We start from the raw sequence: 13299 nt of genomic DNA on the forward strand, positions 1-13299 counted from the left end.
GCGAGGTCGTATGCAGTATTCGCTCGAACAAAATCGTAATGATGCGATCATTTCCCTCGACCCGCGGATGCCAATGGCACCGGCAAGCCTAGAACAAGCGGGATTGGATCAGTCGTTCCTGCTCCGGCTGGCCGCAAAATGTGCGGCCGAACAGGATACGACCACGGCATCTCATCTCGCTGAGCGCATGAAATTGCCGAAAGTGATCGTCAACATCCTGATCAAGGAACTGGTAAAACTCGCCTATCTCGAGGCCCGTGGCTTGGCGGGTGAGGATGTCAAATCCGATGTCCGATATGCGCTGTCAATGAAGGGGTTCGAATATGCCCACACGGCGTCGCGTCAATGCCAATATGTCGGACCGGCGCCGGTATCGCTCGACGCGTTCTGCCGGCAACTCGGTTTGCAGTCCATCCATGACGAGCGCGTGACCCCCGAGCGGCTGACCGACAGCCTTGAGGGGCTGGTGCTCTCGCACACCCTGGTCGAAAAGCTCGGCCCGGCCATTAACTCCGGCCGCTCTATTCTGCTTTACGGACCGCCCGGCAACGGAAAGACCAGCATCGCCGAGCGGACGTCGCAGCTGTTTCGCCAAACGATCTGGGTGCCCTATGCCATCGAGGTCGGCGGCCATGTCATCAGTTTCTATGACGAAGCCGTGCACCACCCTGTATCCGAGGCTGATACGGATTCTCATCCGAAAGCGGATCGCCGATGGATCGAATGCCGCCGCCCGGTGATCAAGACGGGCGGGGAATTGACCCTCGATCAGCTCGATCTCACCTTCAACGCCGGGCCAAATGTCTATGAAGCGCCCATACACTTGAAGGCCTCCGGCGGCGTCTTCATCATCGACGACTTCGGGCGTCAGCAAGTGGCGCCGCAGGCGCTCATCAATCGCTGGATTGTGCCGCTCGAGCGCGGATATGACTTCCTGACGCTGCACACCGGCAAGAAGTTCAAGGTTCCCTTTGACGAGTTGGTCGTGTTTTCGACCAATATCGCACCGAAGGACCTCTCCGACGAGGCGGGCTTGCGGCGCCTCAAATACAAGATCTATGTCAACACGCCGTCGCGAGACGAATATATCAGAATTTTCAAATCCTATGCCAGCGGCGCCGGAGTGGTTGTCTGCGATCCAGACCTGAACCTGTTCTACGATCGCAAGTACAATGGCGATGTGCTAGCGTCGTGTTATCATCCGAAATATCTTATCGATTTCGTCGGTTCTTACTGCGAATTCAACGGCATAACAGGAATCGCGTCGCTCGATATGCTCGAACGGGCGTGGGAAGGTGTATTTACGTCGGAATGATTGCGGGCCTGGTGCTGATCGCCTGTTCCCGGACAATGTGTCCAACTTTATGACTTACGGGGGAGTAACACAAATGACCGGCATCCCGAATATCGACATCGAAGCCGACCGCGCAAAACCAAGCCACATGCGAACACCAGAGCCGAGAGGCTCAAGAAACCCGCTGCTCGTCGGTTTGATCCTCATGCTCCTGCCGGTGAATGCCGGCGTTCTCATTTATACGGCCAAGAACTCAGCCGATGTTCGCGAGAGCCGCGAAACCATCGCCGCGCTCAAAAGGTCCATTGATGGCCTGAGAGGACAAATGGAAAAGCAGTCGGGCAACATCGCGGATACTGCCAAGGCCGACGAAGTCGCACTGATCCGCCAGGAGATTGATAGCTTGCAAAAGTCCATTTTGTCGATGAACGAAGCGATGCGCAACGACAGAAGCGGTGCACGCATGGGTTCAGCCTTGGTCCTCAGCGCGCCCGGCAAGGAACCAGCACAATTTTTCGCACCTTCGGTCCGCGCCCTGTCGGCGGAAACTCTAACGCCGGATAGCACTCTTGCGTCCATCGAAGCCGGCGGCATTCCAATCAATAACCTGCCGCGTTACGAACGCACGCTCTCGCCGGAAGGCAAGCTCATCCTTCGGAAGGCACGGTAAATACCGACTTCGCCGAAATCCCCAAAGCAATCGGTGGACGCCGCCAGGGGCGCCGTGCCGCTGCTCATATCTAGGGCGTTCTCATCTCGACGCAGATTGCCGATCGCTGAAGGATCGATTACCTCTGAGCATACTTCACACTGTTCTTCATCAGTTCGAGATTACGGGCAGTGACTTCGTTTCCGGGATCGAGCTCATAGGCTTTCAGGAAATAGCGTCTGGCAGTCCGCAGGTCGCCACGTAACAGGTGAGAATATCCGATATTGTTGTAGTAGACCGGGGTGTTGCCGATCATCCGCGAGAGTTGCTGGTAGGCGCGGTCGGACGTGTCAAAGCGGGCAACCATGTCGGCGGAGGCTGCCAGGCCTAGCCAGGCGGCCGGGTCTTCCGGAAAAACGTCGACGGCGCGCTTGTAGATGGCGTAGGATTTTCCGTAGTTTTTTTCCTGAAACTGCAGTTTGCCGTTGGTTATCAGCTCGTCGTTCTTGTAGAAGGCGACCGCCGAGTCGTCCTGGAGGGTTTTGGCACTGTCGCCGTAAGCAGCCAGACCATCAACGCCGGATGACTGGCAACCAGCCAAAATCGCTCCGGTCGCTATCAAAAAGGCAATGCATTTCGTCCCAGCTCTGATCTGCAACATTGGAAATTTGATCCCCACCAGACATTCTTACCCAAGACTCGGATGCGTTCACCGGCATCATCATGAAAAAAAGCTAACAACTCAAGAATTTAAGCAATTACTCACAAAAAAGCGACGGAGGCGGCCTTCGCCGGGATTGCGCCATGGGTGATAAACCCCAGCTATCCAGGGTAGGTATCATGTGCCCAGTGATTCTCAGAGTAGAAAATCAATCAACGTCGCCTACCCTGCTTGCCAGGTCAAAGGATGGAACGCCGCATGCGGATCGCCATTTTTTCGCTGATGCGACTGGGGCCAGCACTGGCCTTAGTCCCTGGCGCTGAGGATCTCGATCGTCCGCTCGTCGAATTTTCCTTGATAAAAACGATCGATCACCCGGTGGAAGGGTGAGTCGTGATCGCTGATCGCAGCAAACAAGGTCATCGAAGAGCGCAGCTTGATATCATCAGGCGAGCCGAGGATGTCATGAGCCGATCGGCCGTCGATCGATAAAATCGCCTCGACGCAGCGCAGCAGCCGGCTTGAGAGCGTGGGATCGGCGAGATAGGCAGCGGCTTCCCCGGCCGAGCGTATGGCGTATTTTTCCGCCATTGCCGAGGTGCCGAGACCAGTTATCTGCGGGAAGATGAACCACATCCAATGGGAGGTTTTCCGTCCGGCCCTCAGCTCGGAAAGCGCCTGCTCGTAGATGCCGTTTTGGGCATCGACGAAACGTTCGAGATTGTAATCGATCTTGCCGGCCATGGTTCTTTCCCCTTTTTGCTGTCAACGCAGCCTTGAGCCAGAGGTCTCCATGCCCGGCGAAGGAACGTCTCCCCGGCGAACAATGTCGCCCGGGGGTAGTCGACTTTGCTATCAGCAGACCCTTTCAGCATAAGGGCTACTGTCACGGCAATGGCCGTAAGGCTGATGGTGCGGCGTATCGTCAGGGGTGGCGGCAATGGCCGATGTCGTCACCGGATCCGTCTCGCTGGAAGAATATGCGGCAAAACCGACAAAGCTCAAGACAACCAGCGCTGCGACCACGACGATGCGCTCGAAACCGGAAAGTTTCTGGGCGCTGACATGTTCCACATAGTCGCGCTCGCCTGGGCCGGCAGTTTCGTCCTCTTTCACGTGGAGGGTCACCATGTCCTGGCGACGGCTTAAATTTTCACAATCTGTCATTTTAATTACTCCTCGAACACATGCGGGCCGGTCGAAGAGTAAACTCTCACCTTCGTGCCGAACCGGCTCGCCATGCGTGCATGCATGTGTGTCTTCAATCGTGGCAATTGAAGGGGCGATATTCAAACTCAGTGTTCAAAAATTCGTACCAATAAATGCAAAAGATCGTGAGGCTCTGGCCCGCTCGAATGATCCGGGTTAGTCCTAGGCGGCATCTCTCATCAGGACCGTCCCATGAGCAAATCCTTCGGTGCGATGTCTGTCGCCCAGCTTTCCGTTCTCATCCAGGGCGGTGTCGCCGATCCGGTCGATGTGGCCGAGACGGTATTCGAATCCATCTCGGGTTTTGCCGACAAGGCGGTCTTCACCACATTGCTCGAAGGCCGGGCGATGGAGGAGGCGCGCGCCTCCTCCAAACGTTTGCGGGAAGGGCGCTCGCTCGGTTTGCTGGACGGCGTTCCGATCGCCTGGAAGGATCTTTTCGACATTGAGGGCCTGCCAACGACGGCAGGGTCCGTCGTCCTGGCCGCCGATCCGCCCGCCACTCGCGATGCGGCGGTCGTCGGTCTCCTCAGGCAGGCGGGCATGATTGCCATCGGCCGCACCAATATGAGCGAGTTCGCCTTTTCCGGCCTTGGCATCAATCCGCATTACGGCACGCCGGTCAATCCGCGCGGCACGGATCTCCCGCGCATCCCCGGCGGCTCCTCCTCCGGCGCCGGTGTCGCCGTCGCAGCCGGGCTGGTGCCGGTCGCGATGGGCACGGATACCGGCGGGTCGGTGCGCATTCCCGCCGCCTTCAACGGGATCGTCGGCTATAAGGCAACATCAGGCCGTCATGCGATGGACGGCGTCTATCCGCTGGCAAAGAGCCTCGATTCGCTGGGGCCGCTCTGCCGCAGCGTCAGGGATGGCGTGTGGATCGATGCGGCGATGCGCGGCCTGACCGCGCCTGATGTCGTCGAGCGTCCGTTGCGGGGGCTGGAATTGGTCGTGCCCGAAAATATCGTTTTCGATGCGGCGGAACCGGGCGTTGTCGCTGCTTTCGAGATGGCTTTGGAACGTCTTCAAAGCGCCGGTGCCTCTGTTTCCCGCACCGTCATTCCCGCCTTCAGCGAAATCTTCGATCTGATGACGAGATATGGTCCACTGGTGACGGCGGAGGCTTTCGCCCTTCACCAGGAACGTTTGGCGGGGCCGGATGCAGACCGTATGGACCATCGCGTCGTCATGCGTACCCGCTTGGGAAGCAGGACAACGGCGTCCGATTACATCGCGATGCTGCAGGCGCGCAGCCGCCTGATCGCCGATACGAACCGCCTCATTGGCAATCGCCTGATCGCTTTTCCCACGGTCGCCCATGTCGCACCGCCGATCGCGCCGCTGGAAAAGGATGACGAACTGTTCTTCGCCACGAATAACAAGACGCTGCGCAATACCGCGCTCGGCAATTTCCTCGACTGGTGCGGCGTTTCCATCCCCTGCGGCACGGGCGTAGCAGTCATGCCGGTCGGTCTGCTGCTTTCGGCGACCGCAAATCGCGACGAGGCGCTGCTGGGGGCGGCACTTGTGGCCGAGGCGGTGGTCCGGGGCGATTTCGTCTGAAATTGGCAATTGAACCGCCCGGTGTTTATTGCCATTGATGGGTGAGGAGATTCTGGAGGAAGGCACGTGCAAGTTTTGCAGAACGGACGCTTCGCGGTTTCGACCTGGTCGCTGCATCGGCTGCTTGGCGCTGTTTATGCCTATAGCCCCGATCCTGATAAGAGTGCGGCGCCGAAAGAGCCCTACGGCCCCGGCGGCGCGGCGCTGATCGACATGCCGGCGGCGCTCGCGGCGCGCGATATCCACCGGCTGGAGGTCTGTTCCTTCCATCTGCCGAGCCTTGATGCCGCCTATCTAACTGAACTCAGCGACGCGGTGGCGTCGTCGAACGTGCTGTTCCAGACGCTACTGGTCGAGGACGGCGATCCAAGCCATCCCGAAACGGCCGAACGCGATGTCAGATGGATGGCAGAGTGGATCGATATCGCGGCTGCGCTTGGGGCGCAAAGGATGCGCGTCATCGCCGGCAAGCAGAAGCCGACGCCGGAAAACCTTGCCCGCGCCGCCCGCCATCTTGATTGGCTGGCAGAGCAGGCGGAAGGCAGCGGCGTGCGTGTCGTCGTCGAGAACTGGTTCGACCTGCTGCCGTCACCGGTCGAGATGAACTGGCTGCTTGACCGGCTGGACGGCACGGTCGGGCTCAACGGCGATCTGGGCAACTGGACGGCGCCGGCCAAATATCAGGGCCTCGCCGATATCATGCGCCGGGCGGAAATCTGCCACGCCAAGGCGGACTATAACGCTGCGGGTCTCGATGCCGAGGATTACCGCAAGTGCCTGGAGATGTGCGAGACGGCCGGTTACGCCGGTCCTTTCACTGTGATTTACGACTCGCCGTTCTTCCCCAACGAATGGAACGGCATTCTGCTGCAAAAGGCGTTCATCGAGGATTTCCTGCATGAGGCGCCGGCGCGCAGGTCGGCTTAATAAGCTTATTCCTGGCGCGGGAACCTCTGGCTCTCCTCCAGAACGTTCAGGTCCATGTGGTTGCGCATGTAGCGCTCCGAGGCTTTCTGCAGCGGCTGATAATCCCAGGGATAATAGGCACCATTGCGCAGCGCGGCGTAGACCACCCAGCGGCGCGCCTGGCTTTCGCGCACGGCTGCGTCGAAATCGGAAAGGTTCCAGCGCCGGCCGGCCTGTTCGACAAGGCTTGCCAAGGCGTCGGCATGCGCCGGATTTTCCGCCAAGTTCTCGAGCTCGTGGGGGTCGGCCTCAAGGTCGAACAGCATCGGCGGGTCCTTTTCGCAGAGCGAGAGCTTGTATCGCCCGTCCCTAAGGCAGACGAGCGGCGCTTCGGAACCTTCCGCGGCATATTCCATCGGCACGGGGCCTCGGTTGCCGCCGCCCTGGGCAAGCGCTGCGAGATCCCAACCCTCGGTCCACGGTCTCAGTGAGGCGATATCGATCCCGACGAGGCCGGCGAGTGTCGGCGTCACGTCGAGGGTGGAGACGGGCTGGTCGATGCGCTTCGGCTTCCAGCCCGGTGCCGCAATCATCAGCGGAACGCGAGCCGAACCTTCGAAGAAGTTCATCTTGAACCAGAGACCGCGATCGCCGAGCATGTCGCCATGGTCTGACACGAAGAGGATGATCGTATTGTCGGCCATGCGGCTGCGTTCCAGCACGTCGAGAATCTCGCCGATCTTCTCGTCGACATAGGAAATGTTGGCAAAATAGCCGCGTCTTGCCCGCCTGATCTGCTCCTGACTGATGTCGAAAGCATCGTGGTCGCAGGCTCTCATCAGGCGCTGCGAATGTGGGTCCTGCTGTCCATATGCGATCGGCGCGACCGCCGGGTCGAGGGCCGGGCAATCCTCATAGAGATCCCAGAATTTGCGGCGTGCGACATAGGGATCGTGCGGATGGGTAAAGCTGACGGTCAGGCACCAGGGGCGTTCATCCTGGCCGCGCGAGAGATCGAAGAGCTTGCGGGTGGCGTGATAGGCGACCTCGTCGTCATACTCCATCTGGTTCGTGATTTCGGCCACGCCGGCGCCGGTGACCGAGCCGAGATTATGGTACCACCAGTCGATGCGTTCGCCGGGCTTGGTGTAGTCGGGCGTCCAGCCGAAATCGGCCGGATAGATATCCGTCGTCAGGCGCTCTTCGAAGCCATGCAACTGGTCGGGGCCGACGAAATGCATCTTGCCTGATAGCGCCGTCTGGTATCCGGCCGCGCGCAGATGGTGGGCATAGGTCGGGATGTCGGAAGCAAATTCGGCCGCATTGTCGTAGACGCGCGTCCGGCTCGGCAATTGCCCGGACATGAAGGAGGCGCGCGCCGGCGCGCAGAGCGGGCTTGCCGTATAGGTATTGGCAAAACGTACCGAGCGCTCTGCCAGCGATTTCAGATGCGGCGCGTGAAGAAAATCGGCGGGGCCATCGGGAAAGAAGGTTCCATTCAGCTGATCCACCATCAGGATGAGGATATTCGGGCGCGCCATTTGAATTGCCTTTTGCTATTTGAAGATTTTATTGAAGCGTCTAATATCGCGCCTGTAAAGGCGGCTTTTTTCGATATCTGCCCAAAAGGATCTTTATGTCAGAACGGACGCCTGAGCTCGGATGGATGCGCCTCTTCGTCGAGGTGGCGCGGCTCGGGAGCTTTTCCGCGGCGGCAGCGCTTCTCGGTTTGAGCCAGCCGGCCGTGAGCTATCAGATCCGCCGGCTGGAAGAGCAGTTCGGCGTCAGCCTGCTGCGCCGCCAGCATCGTGGCGTCGAACTGACCGCGGAAGGCGAGCGGCTTCTCGAAGTGGCCGCCAAGGCGGTCGGCGACATCGACGCGCTCGCCCGCAGTTTCCGGGTCGAGGCGCAAAGACCGGTGGTCAGGCTGAGAACCGATTATGCTTTCTCGGCACTTTGGCTGATCCCGCGCATGGATGGCTTTCGCCTTCTGCACCCGGAAACGGATATGCAGATCGTCGCGACGCAGCGGCTTGCGGCCGGATTTCGCGACGAGGCGGATGTTGCGGTGGTTTTCGGTACGCGGGCGGAATTCGGCGCCGTCGGTACGCTTCTGCTGCCGGAAAGGGTCGTGCCTGTCTGCACACGCGGGTTTCTCGATCGCAATGGTCCTTTCGACGATCCGAGGCAGCTTGCCAAGGCGAGGCTGATCCATCTCGACGCGCCGCTGCCATCGCCCTGGTTCGACTGGCGCGGTTATTTTGCCGAACTTTCCGTCCAGCGTGACATCAATGCCGGCCGCGGCGACATCAGTTTCAATACCTATTCGCTCGTTATCCAGGCCGCACTAAGCGAGCAGGGCGTGGCGCTCGGCTGGATCGGCCTCGTCGATACGCTTCTTTCGGCGCACATGCTGCTGCAAGCCGGCCCGCAGTTGGAGGCGGCCGACCGCGGTTATTGGCTGGTGCCGCCGCGATCTCCAAATGTCCTCAGCGAGAAGCTCTGCACCTGGCTGTCGGATGAGGTAGAGAGAAATGCTGAGTAGCGGTTGCATTTCTCCACGGGAGAAGCCTTGTCATCGGCGATGCCGATCGACATTGTGGGATCGAATTCATGAAGAAGGTGGCTGAAGCATGCGAACGATCGGATATGTCATCGGACTGCTTATGGTCCTGCTCGGCCTGATCTGGATTGGGCAGGGAAGCGGCTATTTTCCCTATCCGGCCTCCAGTTTCATGATCGCCCAAAAGATCTGGATGCTCTGGGGAGCAATTCTGGCGGCGGCGGGCATCGTCGTGATGGTCATCATCTCGCGGCGGCGCAGAGGATAAACTGCTGCCGCCGCTTGGCGGCAATCCGGCCGGAGACGGCCTGTCGAATGAGGAGAATGGCATGAGCGCAGCTGAAATCGATGGCTTTGCGGACCGGATCAGGAAGCACCAGGGCGGCATGATCTCCGCCTGGGTCGGCATCCCCGACGCCATGCTCGTCAACCACCTGGCGCAGGAAGCTTTCGATGCCGTCGTGCTGGATATGCAGCATGGCATGTGGGACATGCAGTCGGCGGCAAACGCCGTCGCTCAGACCCGTCTTGCCGGCAAGCCGGCCATCGCGCGCATTCCCGTCGGCGATTTTGCCTCCGCTTCGCGGCTGCTCGATGCCGGCGCCTCCGGTATCATCGCGCCGATGATCAATTCGGCCGAGGACGCGCGAGCCCTGGTCAGGACCACGAAATATCCGCCACTCGGCGAGCGCAGCTGGGGGCCGTCATTGGCGCTGAACCATACCGGTCTGTCGGCTGACGTGTATCTCAAGAGCGCCAACGAACTCACTGTCGCCATCGCCATGATCGAAACCCGCGCCGCTCTCGACGCGATCGACGGCATTCTCGGCGTCACCGGCATCGACGGCATTTTCGTCGGTCCTGCCGATCTTTCGATTGCGCTGTCGAACGGCGACCAGGTGGCGCCGAACGCCGCCGAAATCGACGGCGCCATGCAGCATGCCGTTGCTCGCTGCCGCGCCCACGGCAAATTCGCCTGCGCCTATGCCGGCGATGGCGAGCGGGCTGGCGAACTGCTGAAGTTCGGCTTCGACCTGGTCATTGCCGGTGCGGAGACCGTGCAACTGCGCGCCGGCGCCCGCCGTGCGATCAACGCAGCGCGCAGGATCGCTTCCGGCGGCTGAGCTCGTCTCAGCGGACCGGTTTGACCGCCAGCCAGATGACGTGGCGGGCGCCGCGCTTGCGGTTGGCGCGGGTGTTGACGACGTCGACAGAAAAGCCGCTGTCCTTGAGACGCCGTGTGAAATCGGGATCGGGGCCGGACGACCAGACGGCGAGCACGCCGCCGGGGCGAAGTGCGTCGCGGGTGGCGCGAAGGCCGTTAAAATCGTAGAGCCGGTCATTGGATTCGCGGGTCAGCCCGTCCGGGCCGTTGTCGACATCGAGCAGGATCGCGTCATAGCCTGCCTTGCCGGCACGGATCGCCTCGCCGACGTCGCCTTGATGGATGCCGACGCGGGGATCGTCGAGACAGCCCTTGAAGACCTCGGCCATCGGCCCGCGCGCCCAGGCGACGACGGCGGGCACGAGTTCGGCGACGGTGACGCTGGCATCTTCGGGAAGGACGGCGAGGGCGGCACGCAGGGTAAAGCCCATGCCGAGCCCGCCGATCAAGATTCGGGGCTTCGGATGCGCCGTGATCCGTTCCCAGGACAGCGTTGCCAGCGCTTCCTCCGAGCCGCTGAGGCGGCTGTTCATCAACTCGTTGGCACCGAGCATGATCGAGAATTCGCTGCCGCGCTGCTTCAGCCTGAGTTCGCCGTCTTCGCCGGGAATGGTCGCGGAATCGAGCTGAATCCAGGGCAGCATGACGGTTTCGCCTCACATGAAAGGAACCGTCCCCTAGCACAGGGCGAAGAGCGAGGCCAGCAAGCCGGCCTCAGATCATCCGCATGAAATGGTTCTGCTCCGCTTCGACGATCTCGTCCTGCGGTGCGGCCGAACGACGGCGGATATGTTCCACCTCCTCGGGCATCAAGCGCGCCTTCGGATCGTCGAAGCGGACATCGGGATCGGGCACTGCCGAAAGCAGCAGCCTTGTATAGGGATGCAGCGGGTTGTCGATCACCCGAGCGGTGCTGCCCCATTCGACGACCTGGCCGGCATACATCACCGCGATGTCCTCGGCGACGTAACGGGCAGTGGCGATGTCATGGGTGATGTAGAGCAGACCGAGATTCATCTCCTGCTTCATCTCGTTCAGAAGGTTCAACACGCCCAGGCGCACCGAGACGTCGAGCATCGAAGTCGGCTCGTCCGCCACGATCACCTCCGGCTTGACGGCGAGGGCGCGTGCAATGTTGACGCGCTGGCGTTGACCGCCGGAGAGTTCATGCGGATATTTCGGCGCGACAAGATCCGGGTCGAGCCTGACGCGCTGCAAGAGTTCCCGCACCGTCGCATCGATCTCGCTGCGGCGGATATCCGGCCTGTGCAGCTTCAGCGGCCGCTGTAGATGGTGGGCGATCGTATGCGCCGGGTTCAGCGAGGCGAACGGGTCCTGGAAAATCATCTGCACGGATCTGCGGTAGCGCGCGATCTCGTCCGCCCCGGCGCCTTCGACCGGGCGGCCCTTATAGAGGATCTGTCCTGCTGTCGGCTGATATTCGCGCATCGCCATGCGGGCGCAAGTGGTCTTGCCGCTGCCGGATTCGCCGACGAGCGCCAGTGCCCGGCCAGCATGCAGCGAAAAGGAGATCGAGCGGGCGGCATGGACGGCGGATGCGCCGTGGCCGAAGGTTTTGCTCACTTGGTCCAGGACGAGGATGGTTTCGCTCATAGCAGCACGCCTCCATGAAGCGAGGGGAAGGACGCCCAGAGCTTTTTCGTATAGGCGTGCTGCGGTGTCTTGTAGATCGCGCCGGCATCGTTCTGCTCGACGAGCCTGCCGCCGAGCATGATGCCGATGCGATCGCAGAACTGCACCATCAACCCGAGATCATGGGTGATGAAAAGCACCGAGAAGCCGAAGCTGCGGCGCAGTTCGTTGATGCGCTGCAGGATCTCGCGCTGGACGACGACGTCGAGCGCCGTCGTCGGCTCGTCCATGACGACCAGTTTCGGATCGAGCGCCATGCAGATGGCAATGACGATGCGCTGGCGCATGCCGCCGGAAAACTGGTGCGGGTAGTCGCGCATGCGGTCCGGCGCGATGTCGACCAGTTTCAGCATCTCGGCGGTGCGCTCGCGGGCCTGCGCGCGGCTCATGTTCTTATGCGTGCGCAGCACGTCATAGAATTGCGTCTCGACGCGCAGCACCGGGTTCAGCGAATTCATGGCGCTCTGGAAGACCATGGCGACTTCGCGCCAGCGGAAGGCGGCAAGCGCCTGCCGGTCGAGGCCGAGCACGTCGCGGCCGTCGAGCAGGATGCGGCTCTCCTTGCGGATCAGCGCCGGCGGCCTGTGCAGGCGGCTGATGGCGAAGGCGATGGTGCTCTTGCCGCAGCCGGATTCGCCGGCGAGGCCGAAAACTTGGCCCGGCGTGACGTCGAAGCTGACGTCGTCGACGGCGCGGAAATCCTTCTCCTCGCCGATATAATCGATGGTGAGGTTCCTCACCGAGAGCAGCGGCTGCGTCACAGGCGGCCCTCCCCGGAGTGGACGAGCAGCGACCAGCGCTTCAGGTGATTGCCAGTGCGCAGACGCGGATTGGCGATCTCGTCGACGGCGAAGTTGAGGAGCGACATGCCGATGCCGAGGAAGGCGAGCGCGAAGCAGGGGGTGAGGATATCCCACCAGGCGCCGACCGAAAGTGCGGAGGCCTTCTGCGCATTATAGAGCATCGTGCCCCAGGAGATCGCTTTGGGATCGCCGAGCCCCAGGAATTCCAGTGTCGCTTCGGTGATAATAGCGAAGATGACGCTGCCGATGAAATTGATGCCGACGATGGATATGACGTTGGGGAAGATCTCGAATGTCATGATGCGCCACTGCGGCTCGCCCATCATCTCGGCCGATTTGACGAAATCCTTGTGTTTGACCGAGAGCGTTTCGGCGCGGGTGACGCGTGCGCCCCAGGCCCAGGAAGTGGCGCCGAGGATGAGGGCGATGACGAGCGGGCTTGCTTGGCCGATGAAGGCTGCGAGCACCAGTAGCAGCGGCAGATTGGGAACGACGAGCACCATGTTGGTGAAGAAGCTGATGATTTCGTCCGTCTTGCCGCCGCGATAACCGGAGATGATGCCGAGCGCTGTGCCAACGAGCGTGATCAGCAGCCCGGCGCCGAAGCCAACGGCAAGCGAGGTGCGGGCGCCGTAGAGCAGGCGGGCGAAGACGTCCTGGCCGATGCGAGTCGTGCCGAGCAGATGGTCGAGCGATGGCGGCTGGTGCGGCCTGCCGGTGCGGGCGGCCGGATCGTAGTGCGTCAGCAGCGGTGCCGCGATCGCGACGGCGATGATGAGAGCGATGATGACGAGGCCGATCAGCGCCTTGCGGTTTCGCAGCAGGCTCTTCAT

General features: G+C 61.1%; 15 protein-coding genes. 7 read left to right on the top strand and 8 right to left on the bottom strand.

Going from position 1 to position 13299, the window contains the following annotated elements:
- Nucleotides 1–10 precede the first annotated feature (10 nt).
- Together HJC04_RS05155 and HJC04_RS05160 are read left to right on the top strand one after the other, a co-directional pair.
- Entirely contained in the window at nucleotides 11–1315 is a 1305-nt protein-coding gene (locus HJC04_RS05155; RefSeq protein WP_221145066.1) for an AAA family ATPase, read from the top strand.
- A 73-nt stretch (nucleotides 1316–1388) separates the two neighbouring features.
- Entirely contained in the window at nucleotides 1389–1964 is a 576-nt protein-coding gene (locus HJC04_RS05160) for a hypothetical protein (protein ID WP_221145068.1), read from the top strand.
- A gap of 118 nt (nucleotides 1965–2082) precedes the next feature.
- Here the strand turns inward: HJC04_RS05160 and HJC04_RS05165 are convergent, their stop codons facing one another.
- The 3 genes from HJC04_RS05165 to HJC04_RS05175 form a co-directional block, all read right to left on the bottom strand.
- Nucleotides 2083–2604 carry a tetratricopeptide repeat protein gene (locus HJC04_RS05165; protein WP_221145070.1) on the bottom strand — a complete coding sequence of 174 codons (522 nt, stop codon included), beginning with the start codon at nucleotides 2602–2604 and terminating at the stop codon, nucleotides 2083–2085.
- Nucleotides 2605–2910: 306 nt separating this feature from the next.
- Nucleotides 2911–3348 carry a DUF1810 domain-containing protein gene (locus tag HJC04_RS05170; RefSeq protein ID WP_210632341.1) on the bottom strand — a complete coding sequence of 146 codons (438 nt, stop codon included), beginning with the start codon at nucleotides 3346–3348 and terminating at the stop codon, nucleotides 2911–2913.
- 111 nt (nucleotides 3349–3459) lie between these two features.
- Nucleotides 3460–3735, bottom strand: coding sequence for a hypothetical protein (locus HJC04_RS05175; RefSeq protein ID WP_210632662.1), 276 nt, complete (start codon nucleotides 3733–3735; stop codon nucleotides 3460–3462).
- 270 nt (nucleotides 3736–4005) lie between these two features.
- On the opposite strand from HJC04_RS05175, the gene HJC04_RS05180 reads away from it, so the two are divergent.
- Nucleotides 4006–5376 carry an amidase gene (locus HJC04_RS05180; protein WP_221145072.1) on the top strand — a complete coding sequence of 457 codons (1371 nt, stop codon included), beginning with the start codon at nucleotides 4006–4008 and terminating at the stop codon, nucleotides 5374–5376.
- A 66-nt stretch (nucleotides 5377–5442) separates the two neighbouring features.
- On the top strand, nucleotides 5443–6303 hold the full coding sequence (locus tag HJC04_RS05185; RefSeq protein ID WP_221145074.1) for a TIM barrel protein: 861 nt from the start codon (nucleotides 5443–5445) through the stop codon (nucleotides 6301–6303).
- Between the two features lie 5 nt (nucleotides 6304–6308).
- On the opposite strand, the gene betC is transcribed toward HJC04_RS05185, so the two are convergent.
- The gene (gene betC / locus HJC04_RS05190; RefSeq protein ID WP_221145076.1) at nucleotides 6309–7823 is read right to left on the bottom strand and encodes a choline-sulfatase; all 1515 of its coding nucleotides are present in this window, start codon (nucleotides 7821–7823) and stop codon (nucleotides 6309–6311) included.
- A 95-nt stretch (nucleotides 7824–7918) separates the two neighbouring features.
- On the opposite strand from betC, the gene HJC04_RS05195 reads away from it, so the two are divergent.
- The 3 genes from HJC04_RS05195 to HJC04_RS05205 all read left to right on the top strand — a co-directional run bounded on the left by HJC04_RS05195 (nucleotide 7919) and on the right by HJC04_RS05205 (nucleotide 9969).
- Complete coding sequence (locus HJC04_RS05195; RefSeq protein WP_221145078.1) at nucleotides 7919–8827, top strand: choline sulfate utilization transcriptional regulator; 909 nt, start codon at nucleotides 7919–7921, stop codon at nucleotides 8825–8827.
- A gap of 88 nt (nucleotides 8828–8915) precedes the next feature.
- Entirely contained in the window at nucleotides 8916–9113 is a 198-nt protein-coding gene (locus HJC04_RS05200; RefSeq protein ID WP_210632346.1) for a hypothetical protein, read from the top strand.
- A 61-nt stretch (nucleotides 9114–9174) separates the two neighbouring features.
- Nucleotides 9175–9969 (top strand): HpcH/HpaI aldolase/citrate lyase family protein, encoded by a 795-nt coding sequence (locus HJC04_RS05205; protein WP_221145080.1) that lies wholly within the window; start codon nucleotides 9175–9177, stop codon nucleotides 9967–9969.
- A gap of 7 nt (nucleotides 9970–9976) precedes the next feature.
- On the opposite strand, the gene HJC04_RS05210 is transcribed toward HJC04_RS05205, so the two are convergent.
- The 4 genes from HJC04_RS05210 to HJC04_RS05225 all read right to left on the bottom strand — a co-directional run bounded on the left by HJC04_RS05210 (nucleotide 9977) and on the right by HJC04_RS05225 (nucleotide 13299).
- A complete protein-coding gene (locus tag HJC04_RS05210) occupies nucleotides 9977–10654 on the bottom strand; it encodes a spermidine synthase (protein ID WP_221145092.1) in 678 nt (225 codons plus the stop codon).
- Nucleotides 10655–10724: 70 nt separating this feature from the next.
- Complete coding sequence (locus tag HJC04_RS05215) at nucleotides 10725–11624, bottom strand: ABC transporter ATP-binding protein (protein ID WP_210632349.1); 900 nt, start codon at nucleotides 11622–11624, stop codon at nucleotides 10725–10727.
- The gene (locus HJC04_RS05220) at nucleotides 11621–12424 is read right to left on the bottom strand and encodes an ABC transporter ATP-binding protein (RefSeq protein WP_210632350.1); all 804 of its coding nucleotides are present in this window, start codon (nucleotides 12422–12424) and stop codon (nucleotides 11621–11623) included. Before HJC04_RS05220 ends, HJC04_RS05215 begins: the two co-directional genes overlap by 4 nt.
- A complete protein-coding gene (locus HJC04_RS05225; protein WP_210632351.1) occupies nucleotides 12421–13299 on the bottom strand; it encodes an ABC transporter permease in 879 nt (292 codons plus the stop codon). Before HJC04_RS05225 ends, HJC04_RS05220 begins: the two co-directional genes overlap by 4 nt.

The sequence above is a fragment of the Rhizobium sp. NLR8a genome (genome assembly GCF_019685235.1).
In the GTDB taxonomy this organism is placed as follows: Bacteria; Pseudomonadota; Alphaproteobacteria; order Rhizobiales; family Rhizobiaceae; genus Rhizobium.

Coding starts and splice junctions, on each gene's coding strand:
- HJC04_RS05210 (WP_221145092.1), bottom strand. CDS start 10,654: ATGCTGCCCTGGATTCAGCTCGATTCCGCGACCATTCCCGGCGAAGAC.
- HJC04_RS05175 (WP_210632662.1), bottom strand. CDS start 3,735: ATGGTGACCCTCCACGTGAAAGAGGACGAAACTGCCGGCCCAGGCGAG.
- HJC04_RS05165 (WP_221145070.1), bottom strand. CDS start 2,604: ATGTTGCAGATCAGAGCTGGGACGAAATGCATTGCCTTTTTGATAGCG.
- HJC04_RS05160 (WP_221145068.1), top strand. CDS start 1,389: ATGACCGGCATCCCGAATATCGACATCGAAGCCGACCGCGCAAAACCA.
- HJC04_RS05205 (WP_221145080.1), top strand. CDS start 9,175: ATGAGCGCAGCTGAAATCGATGGCTTTGCGGACCGGATCAGGAAGCAC.
- HJC04_RS05200 (WP_210632346.1), top strand. CDS start 8,916: ATGCGAACGATCGGATATGTCATCGGACTGCTTATGGTCCTGCTCGGC.
- betC (WP_221145076.1), bottom strand. CDS start 7,823: ATGGCGCGCCCGAATATCCTCATCCTGATGGTGGATCAGCTGAATGGA.
- HJC04_RS05155 (WP_221145066.1), top strand. CDS start 11: ATGCAGTATTCGCTCGAACAAAATCGTAATGATGCGATCATTTCCCTC.
- HJC04_RS05180 (WP_221145072.1), top strand. CDS start 4,006: ATGAGCAAATCCTTCGGTGCGATGTCTGTCGCCCAGCTTTCCGTTCTC.
- HJC04_RS05225 (WP_210632351.1), bottom strand. CDS start 13,299: ATGAAGAGCCTGCTGCGAAACCGCAAGGCGCTGATCGGCCTCGTCATC.
- HJC04_RS05195 (WP_221145078.1), top strand. CDS start 7,919: ATGTCAGAACGGACGCCTGAGCTCGGATGGATGCGCCTCTTCGTCGAG.
- HJC04_RS05215 (WP_210632349.1), bottom strand. CDS start 11,624: ATGAGCGAAACCATCCTCGTCCTGGACCAAGTGAGCAAAACCTTCGGC.
- HJC04_RS05170 (WP_210632341.1), bottom strand. CDS start 3,348: ATGGCCGGCAAGATCGATTACAATCTCGAACGTTTCGTCGATGCCCAA.